We start from the raw sequence: 26090 nt of genomic DNA on the forward strand, positions 1-26090 counted from the left end.
TAGGTAATTTATGGCAACAAAAAAAGCAGGTGGATCATCGAGAAACGGACGAGATAGTGCCGGGCGTAGGCTTGGTGTTAAAAAGTATGGCGGTGAAACAGTAATACCTGGAAATATAATTGTAAGACAAAGAGGAACAAAAATTTTTCCTGGTGAAAACGTAGGAATGGGTAAAGATCATTCAATTTTTTCAGTTGCTAAAGGTAAAGTTGTATTTAAGAAATCAAAAGCAGATAGAACTTTCGTTTCAGTAAAACCCAATTAATAGTACAACTTAATTAGATGTTGTATTATGAAATTTCTCGATCAAGTTAAGATTTATGTAAAAGCTGGTAACGGTGGTGATGGTTCACCAAGTTTCAGAAGAGAGAAATATGTTGAGTATGGAGGTCCAGATGGAGGCGATGGCGGAAAAGGTGGATCCATAATTTTAAAAGCTGAAGAAAATCTCAACACCCTTATAGATTACAGATACCAACAACACCATAAAGCGCAACGAGGAGAGAATGGTGCTGGTCAAAATCGTACAGGTAAAGGAGGAGACGATTTATTTTTAAAAGTACCACTTGGAACTCAAGTTTTTGAAGAAGATAATAAAACTTTATTATTTGATTTTAATAAAAGAGGAGAAGAGTTTGTTGTTGCTATTGGAGGCAAAGGTGGATTGGGAAACACTAGATTTAAGAGTTCTACAAATAGAGCTCCAAGAAAATTTACTAAAGGTGGAATCGGAGAAGAATTTACAATCTGGCTTCAATTAAAAACAATTGCTGATATTGGAATAATTGGCTTACCAAATGCTGGAAAATCAAGTTTGTTGGCTGCTATCACAAATGCAAATCCAAAAATTGCTAATTATAGATTTACTACTTTAAATCCTAATTTAGGAGTTGCCTCTTATGATGATAAAGAAATAACTATTGCTGATATACCAGGATTAGTAGAGGGGGCTCATGAGGGTGTTGGTCTTGGCATACAGTTCTTAAAACATATTGAAAGATGTAAATCGTTATTACATCTTATAGATATTACTAACTTGGATTTAAATGAGTCTTATGAACAAGTAAAAAGTGAATTAAAAAATTACAGCGCAAAATTAATTGAAAAAAAAGAGCTTGTAGTACTTAATAAAGTAGATTTAGTTGATGAAGATACTGTTAAAGATGTAATAGATCATTTCTCTAAAGGAAAAAATTGTGAGATAATGACTATGACAACACTAGAAAAAGATTCTATATCTAAAATTAAAGCTAAACTTTTGTCATATGTCTCTTAAAAACTCTAAAATAATTGTTGTGAAAATAGGATCTTCACTTCTTGTTGATAATAATAAAAAGATAAGAAAAAAATGGCTTGCTAGTTTTGCAAAAGATATCAAAAAATTAAAAAATAAAAATCAAAAAGTAGTAATCGTAAGTTCGGGAGCAATAGCACTTGGATGCAAGAAAATGAATATCAATAAAAAAACAATTAAACTTGATAAAAGTCAGGCAATCGCTTCCATAGGGCAAATCGAGCTGATGAATTTATTTTCTCAAACATTTACAAAGTACAAATTAAATATATCACAAATCTTATTAACTCTTGAAGATACAGAGGAAAGAAGAAGATCTTTAAATGCCAAGAGAACTTTTGAAAATTTGTTTGATTTAGGTTTTATTCCAATTGTAAATGAAAATGACACGATAGCTACTTCTGAGATAAAATATGGAGATAATGATAGATTGGCCTCTAGAGTCGCTCAAATTACTGATGCTGATACTTTAATACTTCTTTCAGATGTGGATGGACTTTACACGAAAAATCCCAAAATTTATAAAGATGCTAAATTAATCAAAAAAGTAAATGATTTAAAAAAAGATTTAAAAGAAATTAACATTAAAGGTGTAAATGAATACGGCAGTGGTGGAATGCAAACTAAAATAGAAGCTGCAAAAATCTGTCAACTAGCAGGTTGTAGTATGGTTATAGCAAATGGACTAAGCTTAAATCCTATCTCAATGATTAGTAAAAAAAATATTTGTACATGGTTCAGCTCTAAAGTTTCAAAACTTGATGCTAGAAAAAAATGGATCATAAGCTCTATTGCACCAAAAGGATCAATTATAATTGATGATGGTGCAAAAAAAGCACTAAGATCTGGAAAAAGCTTATTAGCTGCTGGTATTAAAAAAATCTCAGGAAAATTTAATAAAGGGGATCATGTTAAAATTTTAGATAAAAAAAATAATGAATGTGCAAGAGGTTTGAGCTCCTTTACCTCTGATGAAATAGTTAAGATTATGGGACATCATTCTAATCAAATAGAAAAATTATTGGGTTATGTTGCTAAATCAGAAGTAATTCATAAAGATGATATGGTAGAAATTTAGAATGAATAAAATGATGAATTTAATAGGTGTTAAAAGTAGAAAAGCATCAGAAAAAAAAGTTGATATAGACACCAAAAATAAAGTCTTAAAATTTTATGCTGAATTACTTGATAAAGAAAATAAATCAATTTTAAGAGAAAACTCAAAAGATATTAAATTTGCTCAAAACAAAGGAATAAAAGAAAATTTGATTAACAGATTAAGAATTGATGGGGCGAAACTCAAAAATATTAAAAACTCTATTATTAAAATTTCAAGTCTAAAAGATCCCGTAAATGTAACTCTTAAAAAATGGAGTAGACCTAATGGATTAAATATCAAAAGAGTAACTATTCCAATTGGAGTGATTGGTGTTATTTTTGAAAGTAGACCTAATGTAACATCTGATGTAGCAAGTTTATGCTTTAAATCTGGTAATGCTGTAATTCTTAAAGGTGGATCTGAGGCAATAAATACCAACAGAATATTAGCAAAATTATTTCGACAAGCTCTTCGAAAAAACAAAGTTGATGAAAATTATATTCAATTTGTAGACTCTAAAGATAGAAAAATGGTTGATACCATGCTTTCAAAAATGAAAAAATATATTGATGTAATAATTCCTAGAGGTGGAAAAAACTTAGTTAAAAGAGTTCAAGAATTTTCAACAGTTCCAATAATTGGTCACTTAGAAGGTATTTGTCATACATTTGTTGATAAAGATGCGGAGCCAAATATGGCATCAAAAATTATTTATAATGCAAAATTAAGAAATACAGCCATTTGCGGTGCAACTGAAACTATTTTGCTTCATAAAAAAATAGTAAAAAAATTTTGTAATCCAATTTTAAAAAGACTTGATGATCAAAATTGTAAAATATATGGAGACAATATCATAAGAAAATATTTCAAAGGTAAAGTGTATCCAGCCAAAGAAAAGGATTGGTCTACAGAATATTTGACAGCAGCAGTATCGGTTAAAGTTGTAAAGAGTAATGAAGAGGCCATTCATCATATCAATAAATATGGAACAATGCATACTGACTCCATAATTACTAAAAATAAAAAAACAGCTAATAAGTTTTTAAAAAATGTTAAAAGCTCTATTGCAATGCATAACACTTCAACACAATTTGCTGATGGTGGTGAATTTGGTTTTGGTGGTGAAGTAGGCATATCAACAAATACACTTCCCCCAAGAGGCCCTGTTGGTTTAGAACAATTAGTTTCATATAAATATGAAATTTCGAGTAAAGGAAAAATAAGAAAATAAACTAGATATTTAAAATGAAAATTGGAATTTTAGGAGGTTCATTTGATCCAGCTCACAAAGGACATCTAGCAATATCTAAGGAAGCTAGAAAAAGATTTAAACTTGAAAAAATTATTTGGGCAATTACTAAAAAAAATCCACTCAAAGCTGAAAGCAAAACACCAATTTCTAAAAAAATAAAAGATTGCAAAAAAATAATAGGATTAAATTCTTTCATAAAAGTTAAATTTTATGAAAATATTATAAAATCTAATAAGACTATTGATTTAATCAACTATCTTAAAAAAAATAAAAACATTGAAATTTTTTTTTTAATGGGAGCAGATAACTTAATTAGCTTTCATAAGTGGCATAAATCAAAATTAATTTCACAAAAATGCAATATCATTGTATTTGATCGTCATGGATATAAAAAAAATTCTTTAAAATCAAAGACATTTAAGAGACTCAATAATAAAACACTTACATTTGTAGAGTTTAAAAAAGTCAACATTTCATCTTCTCAATTAAGAAAAATTTGATAGTCTAATTCTAATTAATGGATAAAATTTCAGATCTTAAATCAGTTGTAGTAGACACACTAGATCTCAACAAAGCACAAGATATTGTTACTATTGACCTTAAAGATAAAAGTTCAATGGCTGATTATATGATAATTGCAAGCGGCACTTCTTCAAGACACATTCAGTCTTTATCAGAACAAGTTTTAGAAAAGTTAAAGGATAATGGCATTAAAAATTCTAAAATAGAAGGTAAAGAAAGTAATGAATGGAAACTTGTTGATGGTATTGATTTAATTGTACATATTTTTCATCCAGAGAAAAGAAAGTTTTATGAACTTGAAAAAATTTGGTCTGAACTAATCCCAAAAGAAAAAGTCATTATATGAAAAAAATTCAATTTTATTTAATAATTTTTTTATCCTTTTTTTTTTTCATATTCAGTAAATTCAGCTGAATTAGATATTTATAAAAAAATTGATTTATTTGGCGAAGTCCTTGAAAAAATTAACAAACAATATGTAGATGAAATTGATCAGTCTGAAGGTATGGACTCAGCAATTAACGGTCTTCTTCAATCACTCGATCCCTATTCATCTTATATGTCACCAGAGATATTTCAAGAAATGCAAACCGAAACTAGTGGAGAGTTTGGTGGTCTTGGAATTGAAGTTAGTATGGAAGCTGGTGTTGTAAAAGTTATAACTCCTATAGATGATACTCCCGCTTCAAAAGCAGGAATTAAAGCTGGAGACTATATTGTAAAAATAGACAATGTTCAGGTACAAGGAAAATCGTTGAGTGAAGCAGTTGACCTTATGAGGGGTCTGGTGGGCACTGATATTGAGCTAACCGTAAGAAGACGCGGGGTAAAAAAAGCTCTCACATTTAATATAACAAGAGAAATAATTGAGGTTCAATCTGTTAAATCTGATCTTTTAGAAAATAATATTGGTTACATCCGATTAACTTCTTTCAACGATAATAGTAGTGATCAAATTAAAAAAAAGATCAAAAAGTTAAAAGAAAATGAAAACTTAAAAGCATTTATATTGGATCTTAGAAATAATCCTGGTGGACTATTGACACAAGCAATAAAAATTTCTGACTTTTTTTTAGAAAATGGAGAAATAGTATCGACAAAAAGTAGAAAAAAATCAGAAAATAGAAAATGGTTTGCAAGAAAAGGAGATATTACTGATGGAAAAACTTTAGTGGTATTGATCAATTATGGTTCAGCATCAGCATCAGAAATTGTTGCTGGAGCTCTTAAAGATCACAAAAGAGCTATAATACTTGGCGAAAATAGTTATGGTAAAGGGTCAGTTCAATCTATCATTCCTTTAAAGAATAAAGGAGCTATAAGATTAACAGTTGCAAAATATTATCTTCCTTCTGGAAAATCCATATCTGAAGTTGGTGTAAGACCTGATATTGAGGTAAATGAAGAAGGTGATGATTTTAGAATTAAAACTGATACTGATAATCAATTAAATTACGCAATAAAACTACTTAACGGTTAATATGAATAAGAACTTTAGCAAACTACCCTTGAGAACAGGGGTGGGAATAATTTTACTAAATAATGACAATAAAGTTTTCGTAGCAAGACGAATAGATAATGCAAAAAAATTTTGGCAGATGCCACAAGGGGGAGTTGATGAGGGTGAGGATTTTTTAAAAGCAGCTTATAGAGAACTGGAAGAAGAAACTAGTGTTAAAAGTGTTAAATTAATAAAAGAGTTAGATGGTACTATCACATATGAACTTCCTGATCGTTTATTAGGAATTATTTGGAAAGGTAAATACAAAGGTCAAAAACAAAAATGGTTTTTAATGAAATTTACTGGTGATGAAAATGAAATTGATATTAAAACTAAAAATCCAGAATTTTTAGATTGGAAATGGATAGACCTTGATCAAATTACAGAAGTAGTAGTCGACTTTAAACTACACGTTTATAAGGAACTTCAAGAAAAAGTTAGAAAAATTATTAATTAAGAGACCTTAATACTTCAATTTTTTGATCAACTAAATATTTTGATTGATCAGAAATATCAGGCTTGCCTGCTTCCTCTTCAGCCAATTTGAGCAAGTCTTGTTGTTTAGACTTATCTAAATCTGTAAGATTGAAAATTGAGCTAGTTAAAATTGATAAATTATTATTTTTAAACTCAACAATCCCATCCTCAACATAATAGTTTTCATCTCCAGATTTAGATAAAATTTTGATAATTCCAGGTTTTAAAAATGAGATAATAGAAATGTGATCTTTAAGTATACCCATTTCTCCTTCAAAAGCAGGTACAACAACTTCTGAAACATCCTCTTTAACTAAAAAAGATTTTTCTGGGTTTACTATCTCAATCTTAAACTCTTCACTCATTAAGCAGCAGCTTCCTTAGCCATTTTATCAGCTTTTTCTATCGCTTCCTCTATTGTTCCAACCATATAAAAAGCAGCTTCTGGTAAATGATCATAATCACCTTTACATATAGCAGCAAAGCCTTTTATTGTTGAATCTAGATCAACTAACTTACCAGGAGAACCAGTAAACACTTCTGCAACAAAGAATGGTTGAGATAAGAATCTTTGTATTTTTCTAGCTCTAGCTACAACTAATTTATCTTCTTCAGACAATTCATCCATACCTAAAATGGCAATAATATCTTGAAGCGATTTATAAGTTTGTAAGATTTTTTGAACTTCTCTAGCAACTCTGTAATGCTCATCACCAACAATTCTTGGGTCCAAAATTCTTGAAGTAGAGTCAAGTGGGTCAACCGCAGGATAAATACCTATCTCCGCAATTTGTCTTGAAAGAACGGTAGTTGCATCCAAGTGAGCAAATGATGTTGCTGGCGCAGGGTCAGTTAAGTCATCAGCGGGTACATAAATAGCTTGTACTGAAGTAATTGATCCTTTGTTAGTAGTTGTAATTCTTTCCTGAAGGTTACCCATATCAGTTGCAAGTGTGGGCTGATATCCAACTGCTGATGGTATTCTTCCCAATAGAGCTGATACCTCAGAACCTGCTTGTGTAAATCTAAAAATGTTATCTACAAAAAAAAGAACGTCTTGTCCCTCTTGATCTCTAAAATACTCTGCTACAGTTAATCCTGTAAGAGCGACTCTAGCTCTAGCTCCAGGAGGTTCATTCATTTGTCCATAAACTAGGGCAGCTTTAGATCCAGCTCCATCTTTCTTGATTACACCTGAGTCTATCATCTCATGGTATAAATCATTTCCTTCTCTAGTTCTTTCTCCAACACCAGCAAAAACTGAGAAACCACCATGTGCTTTTGCAACGTTGTTAATTAATTCCATAATCAAAACTGTTTTTCCAACTCCAGCTCCACCGAATAAACCAATTTTTCCACCCTTTGCATATGGTGCCAATAAATCAACTACCTTAATTCCTGTAACTAATATTTCTGTTTCTGTTGACTGATCACTAAATTCAGGAGCTGCTCTGTGGATCGGCCACTTTTCTTTTGTTTGAACTTCACCTTTTTCATCGATAGGTTCACCAATAACGTTTATAATTCTTCCTAAAGTTTCTGGTCCAACAGGAACTTGGATAGGTGCTTTAGTGTTTATGACCTCGTCACCTCTCTTTAATCCTTCAGTAGCATCCATTGCAATTGTTCTAACAGTAGATTCTCCTAAATGTTGAGCAACTTCTAAAACTAGTCTATTGTCTCCATTTTTACACTCTAATGCTGATAAAATTTCTGGAAGATCTTCATTAAATTTTACGTCTACTACTGCTCCAATGATCTGTGTGATTTTTCCTTTGCTCATAATTATAAACTCTCTGCTCCTGATATGATTTCTATTAGTTCTTTAGTAATTGCTGCCTGACGACTTCTATTATACTCAATAGTAAGCTTATCAACCATTTCACCTGCGTTTCGGGTTGCATTATCCATTGCACTCATTCTTGAGCCCTGTTCACTAGCTGAATTCTCTAACATTGCCTTAAATATTTGTGTTGAAATATTTTTAGGTAATAAATTGCTTAAAATCTCATCTTCATCTGGTTCAAACTCATAACTATCCTCAGATTTATCTTCCTCTGAATTTTCAACATTTAATGGAATTATTTGTTGTGCTTGAGGAATTTGTGTAATTACATTTTTAAATTGGTTATAAAAAATAGTACAAACATCAAACTCTTCAGCACCAAATTTTTCAATTACCATTTTACCAACTTTATCAGCATCAAAGTAATTAGCGTGTTTAGAATCTTTAAATGAAATATTTGCAATTATCTTATTACCATAAGCTCTTTTAAGTTGATCATTACCTTTAGAACCTACAGTTATAATCTTTAAATCTTTTCCATCTTCTACAAGTTTAGCAAAGTAGCTCTTGGCTTTTTTAATTATATTTGAATTAAAACCACCACATAGACCTCTGTCAGAAGTCATCACAACACAAAGATGCACTTTATCATTACCTGATCCAGATAATAATTTTGGAGCATTTTCTTTGTCTGAAATCCCACTAGAAAGATTTAGAATAATATTATTCATTTTTTCTGAATAAGGTCTTCCCTTCTCAGCACTTTCTTGAGCTCTTCTAAGTTTTGCTGCTGCTACCATCTTCATAGCTTTTGTAATTTTCTGTGTAGACTTTACACTAGCTATTCTTTTTTTAAGGTCGTCTAAACTTGCCATAATAAATTAAGATTTAAAGTTTTCCTTTAATTGAGTAATTACTTCGATTAGTAATTTTTCTTTATCATCTTCAAGTTTGCCTGAACTTTGAATTGAATCGATTATTTCAGGTTTATCAGACTTACATTTTTCAATAATTTTATTTTCAAACTCAGCAATATCTTTTAATTCAATATCATCCAAATAACCTTTTACACCACAGAAAACTGAAATTACTTGTTCAGCTACTGTCATTGGTGAATATTGCTTTTGTTTAAGAAGTTCTGTTAATTTTGAACCTCTGTTTAAAAGTTGCTGTGTTGAAGCATCTAAATCAGAACCAAATTGAGCAAAAGCAGCCATCTCTCTGTATTGTGCTAATTCTAATTTCATTGATCCAGAAACTTTTTTCATCGCTTTTGTTTGTGCTGAAGAACCTACTCTAGAAACGGATAGTCCAACGTTAATTGCTGGTCTGATACCTTGGTTAAAAAGTTCAGTTTCTAAGAAAATTTGACCATCAGTAATTGAAATTACGTTAGTTGGAATAAACGCAGAAACGTCACCACCTTGTGTTTCAATAATTGGAAGTGCTGTTAACGAACCTCCACCATGTTCATCACTTAACTTAGCTGCTCTTTCTAACAATCTACTGTGAAGATAGAATACATCACCAGGATAAGCTTCACGTCCTGGAGGTCTTCTTAATAATAGAGACATTTGTCTATAAGCAACAGCCTGCTTAGATAAATCATCATAAATAATTAATCCATGCATTCCATTATCTCTGAAATACTCACCCATTGTACACCCTGTGTAAGGTGCTAAAAACTGAAGTGGCGCAGAGTCAGATGCTGTTGCAGCAACGATTGTTGTGTATTCCATTGCTCCCGCTTCTTCTAATGTTTTTTGAATTTGTCTTACAGTTGATCTTTTCTGACCAATCGCAACATAAATACAATAAAGCTTTTGTTTTTCATCACCAGATTCATTTATTTTCTTTTGGTTAATAATTGCATCGATTGCAACTGCAGTTTTACCAGTTTGTCTGTCACCAATAATTAATTCACGTTGCCCTCTTCCAACTGGAACCAAACTATCGATAGATTTTAGACCTGTTTGCATAGGTTCACTAACTGATTGTCTTGGAATAATTCCAGGAGCTTTAACTTCAACTCTACTTTTTTTAACACTTTTATCTAAAGGTCCTTTACCATCAATTGGATTTCCTAATCCATCAACAACTCTACCTAACAATTCTTTTCCAACTGGAGTATCAACGATGTTTCCAGTTCTTTTTACAGTATCACCTTCTTTAATATTTCTGTCATCTCCAAAAATTACAACTCCAACGTTTTCACTTTCTAAGTTTAAGGCCATACCTTTAGATCCATCAGCAAACTCAACCATCTCTCCAGCTTGAACATTATCAAGACCATAAATTCTAGCGATACCATCTCCTACTGATAATACTTGCCCAACTTCGGTTACTTCTGCTTTATCACCAAAATTTTTAATTTGTTCTTTTAGTATCTTTGTTACTTCTGAAGGATTTATTTCCATTTATGCCTCTATCATTCTGTTTTCGATTTGTTGTAATTTATTTTTAATTGAGGTGTCCACCATAGTACTTCCAACTTGTACTACTAAGCCTCCTATTAAACTTTCGTCATGTTTGTAGTTTAATTTTATTTTTGAACTAAAGTTTTTAGTAAGCTCATCTGTGATATTAGAAATTTCATCACTAGATAGTTCTTTTGCAGACTTTAATTCAGCTTTTAATTCTCCTCTTTTTTTAGAACATGTTTCAATAAAACTCTTTAAAATTTGTTCTACATAAAAAAAACGTCTTTTTGTAACTAAAAAACTTAAAAAACTTTTTAATAAACTCTCAAATTTATTATTATCAGAAATACCATTGATAACTTTTAAAAGATCATCTTGGTTACTTGTGGGATCCTTAATTAAATTTAAAAAATCTTTACTAGAAGAAATCAAATTTAAGATAGATGAGGATTGATCTTCTACTTGTGAAAGAACATTATTTTCACTTGCAAGCTCATACAAAGCTAAAGAATATCTTTCAGCCGAAGTTATTGAAAATCCCTTATTTTTACTCAACTTGTTACCTCTGTTATGTTGAAGATTATTTTAAAATCACGCTTTAATTAGCATATGACCATTATGTCTTCAAGTAGCACATTCGATTAAAAGTCCTTTTTTTAAAGGTTAATTGAAGTTTATTGGATCAACATCAACTGAAAGTTTTATTCCTGATGAAAATTTGTAATTTGGGATAATTTCAGCGATTGAATTCTGTAATTTAAGAGATTTTGAGCCTCTAATTAACATTCTTATTCTAAATTTTCTTTTTAGTCTAAAAATTGGTGCACTAACTGGCCCTAAAACTCTTCCATTGATTTTTTTTTCAATAAAATTTTTAAAATAAAAAGCTTCTTTTTCTAATTTTGCTTCATTGTCACCTGTTAAGATTAAAGAGATAAATCTTTGAAATGGTGGAAGCTTGTTTTGTCTTCTAATATCTAATTCTCTATCAAGAAAAATATCAGGATTACTATTTGTTAAATCAGAAATCATTTTGGTATTAGTATTATAAGTTTGAAAATACACAGTTGCAGGTTTACCTGTTCTTCCAGCTCGTCCAGAAAGTTGGTGGTATAACTGTAAATTTTTTTCAGCACCTCTTAAGTCATGTCCTTGTGAGGATAGATCAATATCAACTACCACAATACAATTAAGGCTTGGAAAGTGAAAACCTTTAGAGATTAATTGTGTCCCAACTAAAATTTGAACTTCATTATTAATTATGTTTTCTAATTTTTGATTAGAGTCTTTTTTATTCATAGTGTCACTTGAAAAAATTTCAATTTTTTTAGACGGAAAGTTTTTTTTAACTTCTTCAGATATTCTTTCAACTCCAGGACCACTAAAAATAAATTCACAATCCCCATCTTTTATACATTTCCTTTTCAGGGAAGATTTAAAACCACAATAATGGCACAATAAATTATTTTTATTTTTATGATAAACTAAATTAATTGAGCAATTAGGACACGAATAACTATTAAAACATTTATTACAAAGTACATGCGGAGAAAACCCACGTCTATTTAAAAAAAATAGTACCTGGTCGTTTTTATTGAGATGAAAATTTACTTTTTCAATTATTTTTTTAGAAAGCCAAGATTGTTTTTCTAATTTTGTTTCATTAAGATTAATTATTTCATAATTTGGCAATGATGCGTTTTGGTAACGTTTTTCTAATTTAGAAATACTATATTTACCTTTTTTAATATTTTCATAAGTTTCAATTGATGGAACAGCTGTAATTAAATTGATAGGTATATTTTCAAATGACGCTCTTGAAATAGCCATGTCTCTTGCATTATAGGTAACCCCCTCGTCTTGTTTGTAAGATTGATCATGCTCTTCATCAACAATAATTAAACCTAGTTTTTTAAATGGTAAAAATAATGATGATCTGGCACCAATGACAACTTTAATTTCTCCATTTACAATTCCACTCCAAATAATTTCTTTCTTTTTTTTTGTAATACCAGAGTGCCAAACTGCTGGAGTAAAACCAAAAAATTCTATAAATTTTTTTTCAAATTGACCTGTTAAACCGATCTCTGGTAATAAAATTAAGCCCTGAAAACCTTTGTTTATTATCTCTTTGAGGGCTTCGAAATACACCATGGTTTTTCCTGATCCAGTTGTTCCTTGAAGAACATGAACTCTAAATTTTTGATTAGAAACATTCATTTTTTTAAGAGATTTTTTTTGTTCTTCAGAAAGTTTTATTAAATTTTTTTTGATATTTGTGTCAAAAATTTTGTACGCATCTTTTTGAATTTTTTCTACGGCATTGCTACTAAGTAAAACCAGTTTTAAAGCCATTCCTTTTGGAATTATATTGTATTCAGAAAACCAATTAAGGAATTTTATTGTAGTTTTTTTTAATGGACTAACATCTAATTTTTTTAAAACACTTTTAATTTTAAAATTTCTATTATTTTTCTTTTCAAATTCATCCCAAACTACTCCTGTGATTTTAGATTTACCAAAAGGCACCACCACATAATCACCTGTTTTTAAATTAATATCACTTTCATAAGTAAAAGGATGATTAAATATATTTGGTAAAAGAATCGGCACTTTCATATTTTAATAATATGAAAAAAAATTAAGAGTGTATTGCTCTTTTATCTACTGATAATGCTGCTTCTTTAACAGCTTCTGAAAATGTTGGATGGGCATGGCAAGTTCTTGCAATATCCTCAGAGCTTGCACCAAATTCCATTGCAACACCTATTTCAGCAATAAGTTCTCCTGCGTGAGGGCCTATTATATGCGCGCCTAAAACTTTATCTGTGGTTTCGTCTGCTAAAATTTTAACAAACCCTTCTGCATCATCTATTGCTTTTGCTCTTGAGTTTGCCATAAATGAAAACTTACCAATTTTATATTTTGTATTTAATTCTTTTAATTGTTCTTCAGTCTTACCAATAGATGCAACTTCAGGTGTTGTATAAACAACTCCAGGAATTGTATCATAATTAACGTGGCCTGATTGACCAGCAATATTTTCTGCAACTGCAATTCCTTCATCTTCAGCTTTATGTGCAAGCATTGGTCCACTTATAACATCACCTATAGCATAAATATTATCAACATTAGTTTTAAATGTATTGTCTGTTTTAACTCTTTTTCTTTCATCCAGTTCAACTCCAACAGATTCTAAATTTAAGCCATTCGTATTTGCTTTTCGTCCAACTGAAATAAGTACGACATCACATTCAAATTTATTTTTATTTCCATCTTTATCAACTGTTGAAACTACTGCTCCTGTATTATTATTTTGAATAGCTTCAACTTTATTTTGCATGTTAAATTTGATACCTTGTTTTTTTAATATCTTCATAAATTCTGAAGAAATTTCCTTATCCATTCCAGGAGTAATGTGATCTAAAAATTCTACTACTTGTACTTCAGCTCCTAATCTTGACCAAACTGATCCCATCTCTAATCCAATATAGCCACCTCCCACTACAACCATTTTATTTGGAACTTTATCTAATTTTAATGCTCCAGTTGAAGAAACAATTACCTTCTCATCAATTTCTATTCCAGGTAAAGACACTGGTACAGAACCAGTTGCTATCACTGTTTTTTCAGCCTCTATAATTGTCTCTTTGTTTTGATCATCTCTAATTATAATTTCACTTTGAGATTTGAAGCTTCCAGTTCCTTTGTAATAGGTCACCTTATTTTTTTTCAGTAAAAACTCGACCCCCTTAGTAAGAATAGTCACTGCTTTATCTTTACTTTTCATCATTTTTTCAAGATTTAGCTTAACTTCGCCAACTTCAATCCCTTTACTAGATAAGTTTTGAACTTTATGAAACTCCTCAGATAAATTTAACAAGCTTTTTGAAGGTATGCACCCAACATTTAAACACGTTCCTCCAAGAGATCCTCTCAATTCAATACATGCTGTTTTTAATCCAAGCTGAGCAAGTCTAATAGCACAAACATATCCACCAGGACCCCCTCCAATTACTACTGCTTGAAATTTTTCTGACATTTAAATATCCAAAAACAACCGTCTAGGGTCTTCTAAATTTTCTTTAACCATTTTTAAAAATGAAACTGACTCTTTTCCGTCAATTATTCTATGATCATATGACAAAGCTAAATACATAATAGGTCTAATTTTTATTTCTCCATCAACCACAACAGGTCTTTCAACAATATTATGCATTCCAAGTACCCCTGATTGAGGGAGGTTTAATATTGGTGTTGATAACATTGATCCATATACACCACCATTACTAATTGTAAATGTTCCACCTTGAAGATCTTCAATAGTTAATTTTCCATCTCTTGCTTTTTCTGAAATTTCTTTAATATTTTTTTCAATATCAGCAAATGATAATTCATCAGCATTTCTTAATACAGGTACAACTAAACCTTTCTCAGTTCCTACAGCAAAACTAAGATTATAATAATTTTTATAAATTATTTCATCACCATCAATTTCAGCATTAACTGCTGGGAAATTTTTTAATGCAACAACACACGCTTTAACAAAAAAAGACATAAAACCTAGTTTTACTCCATAACGACTTTGAAAATCTTGCTGATTTTCTTTTCTCATTTCCATAATACTAGTCATATCAACTTCATTAAAAGTAGTTAACAAAGCTGCATTTTCTTGTGCTTGTTTTAATCTCTTAGCTATCGTCTGTCTTAGTCTGGTCATTTTAATTCTTTCTTCTTGACCATACTTAACTTTTCTCTCTGAAGGCTGTGGATTTGCTCCCATTAAACTTATGAGATCACCCTTTAAAACTCTTCCACCTTTTCCTGAGCCTTGAACTGAATTAATATCTATTTTATTTTCTACAACAATTTTTCTAACTGCTGGTGAAAGTGTTTGATTTTCTGTATTAGTTTTAGGTTCTGTTTTTTCTATTTTGGCTTTTGGTGCCTCTTCCTCTATAACCTCATCAGTTAAAACTAATGGTTCTTCCTGATCATTTTTTTCAGTTTTTTCCTCAAAAATTCTTGGTTCTTTTTTAGATGGATCTAATTTGATCACATTGTCTTCATTTTTAGCTGGTTCTACTTTTTTAATTTCTTCTTTTTTAATCGAACCTTCAGATTGACCCTCTGATACCGAACCTAGGAGAGCCCCTACTTCTACCACTGAGCCATCTTTTGAATTTATTTCAGTTAAAATACCTTTTACAGGTGAAGGCACTTCAAGATTAACTTTATCTGTTTCTAACTCTACAATTGGCTCATCTGCTTCAACTGCATCACCAGTATTTTTTAACCATTTTGCCACTGTTGCCTCAGTAATACTTTCACCAAGAACTGGAACTACAATTTTTTCACTCATTTCTAATTACTCAAAAACCTTATTAATTATTTCTTGTTGTTGAGAAATGTGCCTCTTCGCATATCCAGTCGCTGGAGATGCATCAGGGCTTCTTCCTATATAAGAAATTTCGTTATTATTAGCCTTAATAGTATCTAATGTCCATTGGATATAATCTCTTACTGAGAACCAAGCACCCATATTTTTAGGCTCTTCCTGGCACCAAAAAAATTTAGCACTTTCAGCATATGGTTTAAGCTCCTTAACAAGAGTTTTTGCTGGAAATGGATAAAGTTGTTCTATTCTAAACAAAATCACATCATCTTTTTTTAATTTTTCTCTAGCTTCTAATAAATCAAAATAAACTTTTCCTGAACACATAATTACTTTTTTAATTTTGGAACTTTCTTTTAATTTTATAAAACCTTTAGACTGCGGATCTATTGCATGATCCCAAAGTATTCTATGAAAAGAATTCGATTTACTAAAATCTTCTAAATTTGAAACACAATATTTATTTCTAAGCAAAGATTTTGGAGTCATCATGATTAGGGGCTTTCTGAAGTCTCTATGCATTTGTCTTCTTAGTGCGTGAAAATAATTTGCAGGAGTTGTGCAATTCATAACTTGCATGTTATCATTCGAACACAACTGTAAAAATCTTTCTAATCTAGCCGATGAATGTTCTGGTCCTTGACCTTCATATCCATGAGGTAATAACATTACCAATCCAGAAGCTCTTCTCCATTTTCTTTCTCCAGAAGCAATAAATTGATCAATTACAACCTGAGCACCATTTGCAAAATCTCCAAACTGTGCCTCCCATAAGGTAAGAGTATTGGGCTCAACTAAACTATAACCATACTCAAATCCTAGAACTGCCAATTCAGATAAAAAACTATCAACAATTTCAAATTGTTTTTGAGTGTTTGAAATATTATTCAAAGGAACATATCGACTATTATCTTTTTGATTTCTTAAAACAGAATGTCTTTGACTAAAAGTTCCTCTTCCAGAGTCTTGACCAACTAATCTTACTGGATAACCTTCTTCTAATAGAGATCCAAATGCTAAAGATTCTGCTGTTGACCAATCAATATTGGATCCTCTCTTAACAGCTTCTTTTCTATTATTTAATATTTTAACTATAGTTTTGTGTAAATTTAATTCATCAGAAGATGCATTTATTTTTTCTGAAATCTCTAACAGTTTTTTAGTATCTGCGCCTGTTACACCTCTTTTATCTTTTCCTTTTTCTGGTTTATAAGCTGACCATGTTCCTTCAAACCAAGCAATTTTTGGTTTGTAATCTTTTGCATTTTTAAACTGATCATCAAGTAAGTTTTTAAAAGTCTTTATAGAATTATCTAAAATTTCACTTGATATAACATTTTCTTCTATAAGTTTTTTTCCATAAACTTTTGTTGTTGAAGGATGCGATCTAATTTTTTCATACATCAAAGGTTGAGTAAAAGATGGCTCGTCTCCTTCGTTATGACCAAACCTTCTATAACAAATTAGATCTATAACTACATCTCTATTAAACTTTAATCTAAACTCAGTCGCTATTCTAGCCGCATAAACAACTGCTTCTGGATCATCTCCATTTGCATGTATTATTGGAGCATCAACCATTTTTGCTATGTCAGAAGGATATGGAGAGGATCTAGCAAACCTTGGGCTAGTGGTAAATCCTATTTGATTATTAACTATTATATGAATTGTGCCGCCAGTATTATGTCCAGGCAGTCCAGACATTGCAAAACATTCAGCCACAACACCTTGGCCAGCAAATGCTGCATCACCATGAATTAAGATTGGTATTACTTTATTTCTTTGTTTATCTTTGTGAAAATATTGTTTTGCTCTAGTCTGACCAAGCACAACTGGGTTAACAGCTTCTAGATGTGATGGATTATCAGTTAAACTTACATGGACTGAATTTCCATCAAACTCTCTATTAGATGAAGCACCTAAATGATATTTTACATCTCCCGCACCTTCATCTGATGATACCGCAAACTCTCCAGCAAACTCATTAAATATTCTTTTGTATGACTTTTGCAACACATTGGCTAAAACATTTAATCTTCCTCTATGAGACATACCAATCTTAACTTCTTTTACTTGAGACTGGCCACTAATTTTAATTATTTGTTCTAAAGCAGGAATTAAACTTTCACCTCCATCTAATCCAAATCTTTTAGTTCCAACATATTTTGTATGAAGAAATTTTTCAAAACCTTCAGCTTGAATTAGTTTGTTTAAAATTGCTTCCTTACCATTTTTAGTAAAATTTAAATTATCTTCTGATTTTTCAATTCTATCTCTAAACCATTTTCTCTCTGTAGGATTTGATATGTGCATGTATTCATAACCAACTGATTCACAATAAGTTTTTTTTAAAAAATCCAGTATATCCTTAATATTTGAATTCTGTTTGTTGATCACACCACCAAGATAAATATTTTTTTGATAATCATTTTTTTTAAAACCAAAAGACTCTGGGTGAAGCTCATCTAAATAATCTGATTTAATCAGTTCAAGTGGATCAAGCTTGGCTATAAGATGTCCTCGTTGTCTGTATGATCTAATCATTGAGACAGCTTTAATAGAGTCTTCATTTGATCTAGAAGAGATTACATTTTCGCCTTTAAAATTGACAACAGCATCATTTGAATTTTGATCCTCTTGATCAATTTTTTTCTGTAACTCATCAATATCTATTGTATTTTTTTTTGGCCCCCAAGAAGGGCCATTAATTTCTTTTGCAATAATATTTAATTCTTCTCCAATACCTTCAAAATAATCTTTCCAACTATCTGGTAAATCTGCATCTTTATTAACAAACTTAAGGTACATTCGCTCAATAAAAGCACTATTAGATTTGTTTAAAAATGAAGTTTTTTCGTATTCGAGATTTTTTGATGCTGACATCTATTTATTTAATATAATCCTCTAATATTATTTTTCAATTTGACAATTTATTAAATAAAGTTTTTCCAATTATTGATGGCGATTTAGCGACAGTAATCCCAGATTCCTCCATTTTCTCAATCTTATCTTCAGCACCACCTTTTCCTCCCGAGATAATAGCTCCTGCATGACCCATTCTCCGTCCTGGAGGGGCTGTAATTCCTGCAATAAAACCAACAATTGGTTTTTTGATTTTATGATTTTTAACGAATTCTGCAGCTTCTTCTTCTGCTGTACCCCCAATTTCTCCTATCATTAAAATAGATTCTGTTTCTTCATCATTTAAAAATAAATCTAGGCAATCAATAAAGTTTGTTCCATTAATCGGATCACCTCCAATACCAATACAAGTTGATTGACCCAAACCATTTTCAGTTGTTTGCGCAACCGCCTCGTAGGTAAGTGTTCCAGATCTTGATACAATTCCAACCGATCCTCTTTTGTGAATATTTCCTGGCATAATTCCAATTTTGCACTCATCTGGTGTAATTATTCCTGGGCAATTTGGTCCAATCAATCTGCTCTTTGAGCCAATTAATTTTTGTCTTACTTTAAGCATATCCTGAACGGGAATACCTTCAGTAATACAAACTATTAATTCTACAGATGCATCTATTGCTTCTATAATTGCAGCAGCAGCAAATTTAGCAGGCACATAAATCATTGTTGCATCTGCACCAACACTATTTTTTGCCTCAACAACACTATTAAAAACAAGTCGATCTAAATGTTTTTGACCACCTTTTTTAGGAGTTACTCCACCAACTAAATTAGTTCCATATTTAATTGCTTGTTCAGAATGAAAAGTGCCATGAGCACCTGTGAAGCCTTGGCAAATTACTTTTGTATTTTTATTTACTAAAACAGACATTTTATTTTATTGCCTCAACAATTTTTTTTGCTGCATCATCTAAATTATCAGCTGATATTAATTTTAAACCTGAGTTATCCAATATTTCTTTTCCTTCTTTAAAATTTGTCCCAGCAAGTCTAACAACTAATGGAACACTAATATTTATTTCTTTTGCTGCATCAACAACGCCCTGAGCAAGAACATCACATCTCATTATGCCTCCAAAAATATTAACTAAAATTCCTTTAACATTTTTGTCTGATAGAATTATTTTTAAGGCTGCTGAAACTTTTTCTTTTGAAGCACCACCACCAACATCTAAAAAATTAGCTGGCTCTTTTCCATATAATTTAATTATATCCATAGTTGCCATAGCTAAACCTGCGCCATTAACCATACAACCAATGCTTCCATCCAACTTAATGTAAGCTAGATCATGTTTGCTTGCTTCTATCTCTGTTGGATCTTCTTCATTTAAATCTCTTAGTTCAACAATTTCTGGGTGCCTAAATAAAGCGTTAGAATCAAAATTTACTTTAGCATCCAAACAAATTATTTTTTCTTCTTTAGTTAAAATTAGTGGATTAACTTCAACCATGTTTGCATCCGTACTTATAAACATTTGATATATTGATTTTATTAGTGAAATTGCTTGTGTTTTTGCACTATTACTTAAGTTAAAAATTTTAATTATCTCTTCACAATCTTTATCTGAAATTTCATTATTTATATCAACTTTAGTTGTTATAATTTTTTCAGGAGTACTACTTGCTACTTCTTCGATATCCATTCCACCTTGATCACTAGATATAAAGGCTATTTTTGAACTCGCTCTATCAACTAAACAAGATAAATAAAACTCTTTGTCTATATTTGAAGACTCTTCTACATATAATCTTTTAACTTCTCTTCCCTCAGGACCTGTTTGGTGAGTTACCAAAGTTTTTCCCATCAGCTCTTTTGCTGCTTTACTTAATTCTTCAATAGTATCTAAAATTTTTACACCTCCTGCTTTACCTCTTCCTCCAGCGTGGATTTGAGCTTTTAAAACATATTTTTTTGTATTTAATGATTTTGCTTTTTCTACTAATTCATCAACAGAAAGTGCAAACACACCCTCAGGAACAGTTACACCATATTTCTTTAAAATTTGTTTAGCTTGATGTTCGTGAATGTTCATTATTACTTAGAAAGATCAGGATCTATTTTAGATGCTGCTTCCCAAAGAGCTTTGACTGCATCGATAGAATGCATAAATTCTTTTTTTTCTTTATCATCTAAATCAATTTGCTCGATTTTTTCCACTCCATCTTTTCCAATAATCACTGGAACACCCGCGTAGACATCACTTACTCCATACTCTCCATTTAATTGAATTGCGCATGGTAGTAATTTTTTTTCATCTTTTAAGTATGCCTCTGCCATCTGAACTCCTGATGCTGCAGGAGCATAAAATGCAGATCCTTTTTCAAGATATTTAACTATTTCAGCTCCACCATCTCTAGTTCTTTGATTTATTTCCTCTAATCTTTCTTGAGAAATTTTTCCCTCTTTTACTAGATCAAGCAAAGGTTTTCCTGAAACTTTTGTAAACCTAGGCATTGGCACCATAGTATCTCCATGTCCTCCCATTACCATTGCATCTATTTCTTTTACTGGAACATTTAATTCTAAAGATAAAAATAATTTAAATCTTGAACTATCTAAAATTCCAGCCATCCCAACAACCTTGTTAGCCTGTAAACTAGAAAATTTTTGAAATGCCATAACCATGACATCCAAAGGATTAGTAATACATATAACAAAAGCGTTAGGAGCATTTTGTTTAATACCTTCTGCTACTTGTTTAATAATTTTTAAATTAATTCCTAACAAATCATCTCTGCTCATGCCTGGTTTTCTTGGCACTCCAGCAGTAATGATGATTACATCTGAGTCTTTAATATCTTTATAGTCATCTGTGCCTGAAAATTTTACATTAAAACCATCTACTGATGAAGATTGTGCTATATCAAGCGCTTTTCCTTTTGCTATTCCACTTGCAACATCAAACAAAACTACTTCATCTACTAATTCTTTTGTTCCAATTAAGTGTGCTAAAGTCCCACCTATTTGACCTGCACCAATTAAAGATATTTTACTCATTTTTTTTCCTTATTTCATTGTTGGCATCACAAATTCCGCATTTGAACGGACACCAGATGGCCACCTTGATGTTACTGTTTTTAATTTTGTATAAAATTTTATTCCTTCCATTCCGTGCATTCCACTATCTCCAAATAAAGATCTTTTCCACCCACCAAAACTATGAAACGCCATTGGAACTGGAATTGGAACATTAATACCAACCATGCCTACTTGAATTTTATTTGCAAAAGTTCTTCCTGCATCTCCATCTCTTGTGTAAATGCTAACTCCATTTCCATATTCATGATCGTTAATTAGTTTAACTGCATCTTCAAAAGTTTTTACTCTAACTACTGACAACACTGGACCAAATATCTCTTCTTTATAAATTCTCATATCTTTATTAACATGGTCAAACAAACAACCGCCTATATAAAAACCATTTTCATAACCTTGAAGTTTTAAGTTTCTTCCATCTACAACTAGTTTTGCTCCCTCTTCAACACCAAGGTCTACATAGCTTTTAACTTTTTCTAAATGCTCTTTAGTAACTAAAGGTCCCATTTCAGATGTTTTATCCATTCCTGGACCAACTTTTAAAGCCTCCGCTTTTTTTGATAGTCTTGAAACTAATTCATCACCAATATCTCCGACAGCTAACGCAACTGATTGGGCCATACATCTTTCTCCAGCAGAACCATACGCTGCACCCATCAATCCATTTACAGCTCCATCTAAATCACAGTCAGGCATAACGACTAAATGATTTTTAGCTCCCCCTAATGCTTGAACTCTTTTTTCATTTTTGGCTGAATTTTCATAAATATATTTTGCTATAGGTGTTGAGCCTACAAAGCTAACTGCTTTTATGTCTTTATTTTCTAAAATTGCATCTACAGACTCTTTATCACCATTAACTACATTGAATACACCATCTGGAAGTCCAGCCTCTGTAAGTAGTTCAGCTAATCTCATTGGACATGAGGGATCTTTTTCTGATGGCTTAAGTATAAATGTGTTTCCACATGCAATAGCTATTGGGAACATCCACATTGGAACCATTGCTGGGAAATTGAATGGTGTAATTCCTGCAACAACTCCTAATGATTGTCTCATAGACCAACTATCTACATTTGTTCCTACATTTTCAGAAAATTCACCTTTTAATAAGTTTGGAATTCCACATGCAAACTCAACAACTTCTAATCCTCTAGTCAATGAGCCTCTTGCATCTTCATAAACTTTTCCATGTTCAGAAACTATTAGTTTTGTAAGTTCATCAGAGTTTTTTTCTATCAACTCTTTAAATTTAAACATTACCCTCGCTCTTTGAAGAGCAGGTTTTAAAGACCAAGTTTCAAATGCTTTTTTTGCAACTTCGACTACTAAATCTAAATCTGATTTTGAAGCAAGTCTTACTTCAGACTCTTGCTCTCCAGTTGCAGGATTAGAAACTTTTGCTTTTCTATCAGAATTACCTGGGATAATTTTTCCACCTACATAGTGTTCGATTAACTTCATGAATACGGTGTTTTAGATCAAAAATACTTATTAGTCTATTTAAACATTGGCTGTAGCTATCATTTTTTTTAATTCAGCTATTGCTTTTGCAGGATTTAAGCCCTTTGGACATGCACTAGTACAATTTAGAATAGTGTGACATCTATAAAGTTTTAATTCATCAGCAACTTTTTTTAATCTTGCCTTTCTTTCTTCATCTCTACTATCAACTATCCATCTATAAGCTTGAAGAAGAACTGCAGGACCTAAATATTTATCACCATTCCACCAGTAACTCGGGCAAGATGTTGAACAACAAGCACACATAATACATTCATATGCTCCATCAAGTTTAGCTCTTTCTTCTTTTGACTGAGCTATTTCAGCTGTTTCTTTTGTTGAATTATTTTTTAACCAAGGTTCAATTGATTGATATTGTTTGTAAAGGCCATCTAAGTCGCCAATCAAATCTTTTTTTATTTTTAAGTGTGGTAAAGGATAAATATCTATGTCTCCATCAATTTCTGAGTGTGGCGTAGTACATGCAAGACCATTTTTTCCTCCCATGTTCATAGCGCAAGATCCACAAACTCCATGAGCACAAGATCTACGATAAGCTAATGTTGGATCAATTTCATTTTTAATTTTATTAAGAATATCTAAAACTTTTGATGGACAATTATCCATATCCACTTCATAGGTATCTATCCTAGGGTTTTCTCCTGTAGAAGGGTCCCATCTATAGACATTAACTTTTCTTATATTTTTTGAACTAGTTTTATTTTGATAATATTTACCTTTAGTTACTTCAGAATTTTTAGGTAAATTTATTTGAACCATTAATAAACTCTTTCTTGTGGTGGGAAATATTGCACTTCATTTGTTAAAGTTGACTTATGTACCTCTCTATAACTAATTTTTGTATTTTTGCCATCGCACCAAGCGAGTGTATGTTGCATAAATTTTTCGTCATCTCTTTTAGGATAATCTTCTCGAGCATGTGCTCCTCTACTTTCTTTTCTATTATACGCAGAGTCTACTGTCACTACAGCTTGTCTAATCAAATTATCGAACTCTAAAGTTTCAACTAAATCAGTATTAAAAACTAATGATTTATCTTTTACCGATATAGAGTCTAGTCCATCATAAGTTTTTCTTATTTCTTCAACTCCTTCTTTGAGAGTTTTTTCTGTTCTAAAAACTGCACATTTAGATTGCATTGTTTTTTGCATCTCAAGTCTTAAATCAGCTGTACCTTTATCTCCATCAGCATTTCTAATTTTATCAAATCTATCAATACATTTTTGTGTTTCATTTTCACTAATTTCCTCATGAGGTGTTCCAGGTTTAACTAACTCAGAAGCTCTCTTTGCTGCTGCTCTACCAAACACCACTAAATCAATAAGAGAATTTGAACCTAATCTATTAGCTCCATGAACCGAAACACAAGCCGCCTCACCAATTGCCATTAGCCCTGGTACTGTTTTTTCAGAACCATTTACTGTCAATACTTCACCTTTATAATTTGTTGGAATACCACCCATATTATAATGAACGGTTGGAACAACTGGAATTGGTTCCTTAGTAACATCGACATTTGCAAACAATCTTGCAGCATCAGTAATTCCTGGCAATCTACTTTCAATGATTTCTTTATCTAAATGGCTTAGATTTAAATGAACATGATCTTGGTCTTTTCCAACTCCTCTTCCCTCGTTAATTTCTACAGACATTGATCTACTAACTACGTCTCTTGATGCTAGATCTTTTGCATTAGGAGCATATCTTTCCATAAATCTCTCACCTTTTGAATTTGTAAGATAACCCCCTTCTCCTCTGGCTCCTTCTGTTATTAGAGTACCATGACCATATATTCCTGTTGGATGAAATTGTACAAATTCCATATCTTGCAAAGGTAATCCAGCTCTTAACACCATTGCATTTCCATCACCTGTACATGTATGTGCTGATGTTGCTGAATAGTAAACTTTTCCATAACCCCCTGTTGCAATAATTACCGTATGTGCTCTAAATCTATGAATTGTTCCATCATTTAAATTCCATGCTATTAATCCTTTGCACTCTCCATCTTTCATCAATAAATCTAAAGCAAAATATTCTATAAAAAATTCAGTGTTATGTTTTAAGGCCTGTCCATACAGAGTATGCAATATTGCATGACCTGTTCTATCAGCTGCAGCACAAGTTCTTTGAACAATGCCATTACCATAATTTTTAGTCATCCCACCAAAAGGTCTTTGATAAATTTTACCTTCTTCAGTTCTGCTAAACGGAACGCCATATTTTTCTAATTCTATTACTGCTTTTGGAGCTTCTTTACATAAGTACTCAATACTATCTTGATCACCCAACCAATCAGCACCCTTAACAGTGTCATACATGTGCCATCTCCAATCATCTTCACCCATATTTCCTAAAGCTGCTGAAATACCACCTTGAGCAGCAGAAGTGTGACTTCTTGTTGGGAAAACTTTTGAAATACATGCTGTTTTTAATCCAGCCTCACTTAAACCGACAGCAGCTCTTAAACCAGATCCACCTGCTCCAAGAACAACAACATCATATTCATGATCAATAATTTTGTAAGAACTCATTAGCTAAGATTAAATAAAAAAATAATTGTTAATAATGGTATAATTATAGCAGAAATAAATAATAGTCTGTTTGCGACATATTTGATTTTATCATCGGCTATATAGTCTTCAAAAACCTCACTTATGGTTAGTGAAGAAAAAAAATAAGCAAAAATAATAAACAAACTAAATAAAAACTTAGAAACTGGGGTGGTAAAAAATTTTACAATCTCTAGATAGTCATTGTCATAAACATTTACAAAATTAATAATAAACCAAAACATTAAAGGTAATAAAATTACTGATGATATCTTAAGGAAAACCCATTTTTTTGTTGCTAAATTCATA

23 protein-coding genes and 1 pseudogene are annotated in these 26090 nt (G+C 31.4%); 8 read left to right on the plus strand and 16 right to left on the minus strand.

Annotated elements, in window-relative coordinates:
• Window positions 1-10: 10 nt before the first annotated feature.
• From rpmA to ACIJYF_RS06670, 8 genes and pseudogenes are all read left to right on the plus strand, one after another.
• Complete coding sequence (rpmA, locus tag ACIJYF_RS06635) at window positions 11-265, plus strand: 50S ribosomal protein L27 (RefSeq protein ID WP_435116267.1); 255 nt, start codon at window positions 11-13, stop codon at window positions 263-265.
• A 27-nt stretch (window positions 266-292) separates the two neighbouring features.
• A complete protein-coding gene (gene cgtA, locus ACIJYF_RS06640) occupies window positions 293-1276 on the plus strand; it encodes an Obg family GTPase CgtA (RefSeq protein WP_435116269.1) in 984 nt (327 codons plus the stop codon).
• Complete coding sequence (gene proB / locus ACIJYF_RS06645) at window positions 1266-2372, plus strand: glutamate 5-kinase (RefSeq protein ID WP_435116271.1); 1107 nt, start codon at window positions 1266-1268, stop codon at window positions 2370-2372. Before cgtA ends, proB begins: the two co-directional genes overlap by 11 nt.
• A gap of 1 nt (window position 2373) precedes the next feature.
• Entirely contained in the window at window positions 2374-3624 is a 1251-nt protein-coding gene (locus tag ACIJYF_RS06650; protein ID WP_435116273.1) for a glutamate-5-semialdehyde dehydrogenase, read from the plus strand.
• 14 nt (window positions 3625-3638) lie between these two features.
• Window positions 3639-4145, plus strand: coding sequence for a nicotinate (nicotinamide) nucleotide adenylyltransferase (gene nadD / locus ACIJYF_RS06655; protein WP_435116275.1), 507 nt, complete (start codon window positions 3639-3641; stop codon window positions 4143-4145).
• 17 nt (window positions 4146-4162) lie between these two features.
• The gene (gene rsfS / locus ACIJYF_RS06660) at window positions 4163-4513 is read left to right on the plus strand and encodes a ribosome silencing factor (RefSeq protein WP_435116277.1); all 351 of its coding nucleotides are present in this window, start codon (window positions 4163-4165) and stop codon (window positions 4511-4513) included.
• Window positions 4510-5647 (plus strand): annotated as a pseudogene (locus ACIJYF_RS06665) (S41 family peptidase). Before rsfS ends, ACIJYF_RS06665 begins: the two are co-directional and overlap by 4 nt.
• A 1-nt stretch (window position 5648) precedes the next feature.
• The gene (locus ACIJYF_RS06670) at window positions 5649-6125 is read left to right on the plus strand and encodes an RNA pyrophosphohydrolase (RefSeq protein ID WP_435116279.1); all 477 of its coding nucleotides are present in this window, start codon (window positions 5649-5651) and stop codon (window positions 6123-6125) included.
• Here ACIJYF_RS06670 and atpC read toward each other — a convergent pair.
• The 16 genes from atpC to sdhD all read right to left on the minus strand — a co-directional run bounded on the left by atpC (window position 6118) and on the right by sdhD (window position 26089).
• Window positions 6118-6510: an ATP synthase F1 subunit epsilon gene (gene atpC, locus ACIJYF_RS06675; RefSeq protein ID WP_435116281.1), complete on the minus strand. Its 393-nt coding sequence runs from the start codon at window positions 6508-6510 to the stop codon at window positions 6118-6120. The two genes, ACIJYF_RS06670 and atpC, sit on opposite strands and share 8 nt — an antisense overlap.
• Window positions 6510-7928, minus strand: a complete 1419-nt coding sequence (gene atpD, locus ACIJYF_RS06680; RefSeq protein ID WP_435116283.1) for a F0F1 ATP synthase subunit beta — start codon at window positions 7926-7928, stop codon at window positions 6510-6512. The genes atpC and atpD overlap by 1 nt, the downstream gene beginning before the upstream one ends.
• A gap of 2 nt (window positions 7929-7930) precedes the next feature.
• The gene (locus ACIJYF_RS06685) at window positions 7931-8806 is read right to left on the minus strand and encodes a F0F1 ATP synthase subunit gamma (protein ID WP_435116285.1); all 876 of its coding nucleotides are present in this window, start codon (window positions 8804-8806) and stop codon (window positions 7931-7933) included.
• Window positions 8807-8812: 6 nt separating this feature from the next.
• Complete coding sequence (atpA, locus tag ACIJYF_RS06690) at window positions 8813-10348, minus strand: F0F1 ATP synthase subunit alpha (protein WP_271487867.1); 1536 nt, start codon at window positions 10346-10348, stop codon at window positions 8813-8815.
• The gene (gene atpH, locus ACIJYF_RS06695; RefSeq protein ID WP_435116287.1) at window positions 10349-10906 is read right to left on the minus strand and encodes an ATP synthase F1 subunit delta; all 558 of its coding nucleotides are present in this window, start codon (window positions 10904-10906) and stop codon (window positions 10349-10351) included. It lies immediately after the preceding gene.
• 108 nt (window positions 10907-11014) lie between these two features.
• A complete protein-coding gene (priA, locus tag ACIJYF_RS06700) occupies window positions 11015-12970 on the minus strand; it encodes a replication restart helicase PriA (protein ID WP_435116289.1) in 1956 nt (651 codons plus the stop codon).
• Between the two features lie 22 nt (window positions 12971-12992).
• Window positions 12993-14393, minus strand: coding sequence for a dihydrolipoyl dehydrogenase (lpdA, locus tag ACIJYF_RS06705; protein WP_435116291.1), 1401 nt, complete (start codon window positions 14391-14393; stop codon window positions 12993-12995).
• A complete protein-coding gene (gene odhB, locus ACIJYF_RS06710; RefSeq protein WP_435116293.1) occupies window positions 14394-15713 on the minus strand; it encodes a 2-oxoglutarate dehydrogenase complex dihydrolipoyllysine-residue succinyltransferase in 1320 nt (439 codons plus the stop codon).
• Between the two features lie 6 nt (window positions 15714-15719).
• Window positions 15720-18629, minus strand: coding sequence for a 2-oxoglutarate dehydrogenase E1 component (locus ACIJYF_RS06715; RefSeq protein WP_435116295.1), 2910 nt, complete (start codon window positions 18627-18629; stop codon window positions 15720-15722).
• A gap of 34 nt (window positions 18630-18663) precedes the next feature.
• Entirely contained in the window at window positions 18664-19539 is an 876-nt protein-coding gene (sucD, locus tag ACIJYF_RS06720; protein ID WP_435116297.1) for a succinate--CoA ligase subunit alpha, read from the minus strand.
• A gap of 1 nt (window position 19540) precedes the next feature.
• A complete protein-coding gene (gene sucC, locus ACIJYF_RS06725) occupies window positions 19541-20701 on the minus strand; it encodes an ADP-forming succinate--CoA ligase subunit beta (protein ID WP_435116299.1) in 1161 nt (386 codons plus the stop codon).
• A gap of 2 nt (window positions 20702-20703) precedes the next feature.
• On the minus strand, window positions 20704-21666 hold the full coding sequence (gene mdh, locus ACIJYF_RS06730) for a malate dehydrogenase (protein WP_435116301.1): 963 nt from the start codon (window positions 21664-21666) through the stop codon (window positions 20704-20706).
• A gap of 9 nt (window positions 21667-21675) precedes the next feature.
• A complete protein-coding gene (locus ACIJYF_RS06735; RefSeq protein WP_435116303.1) occupies window positions 21676-23169 on the minus strand; it encodes a CoA-acylating methylmalonate-semialdehyde dehydrogenase in 1494 nt (497 codons plus the stop codon).
• 39 nt (window positions 23170-23208) lie between these two features.
• Entirely contained in the window at window positions 23209-23988 is a 780-nt protein-coding gene (locus ACIJYF_RS06740) for a succinate dehydrogenase iron-sulfur subunit (protein WP_435116305.1), read from the minus strand.
• Complete coding sequence (sdhA, locus tag ACIJYF_RS06745) at window positions 23988-25763, minus strand: succinate dehydrogenase flavoprotein subunit (RefSeq protein WP_435116307.1); 1776 nt, start codon at window positions 25761-25763, stop codon at window positions 23988-23990. Before sdhA ends, ACIJYF_RS06740 begins: the two co-directional genes overlap by 1 nt.
• Window positions 25763-26089: a succinate dehydrogenase, hydrophobic membrane anchor protein gene (gene sdhD / locus ACIJYF_RS06750; protein ID WP_271487893.1), complete on the minus strand. Its 327-nt coding sequence runs from the start codon at window positions 26087-26089 to the stop codon at window positions 25763-25765. Before sdhD ends, sdhA begins: the two co-directional genes overlap by 1 nt.
• Window position 26090: the final 1 nt, after the last annotated feature.

It is taken from the genome of Candidatus Pelagibacter bacterium nBUS_49 (genome assembly GCF_051200925.1).
Classification (GTDB): domain Bacteria; phylum Pseudomonadota; class Alphaproteobacteria; order Pelagibacterales; family Pelagibacteraceae; genus Pelagibacter.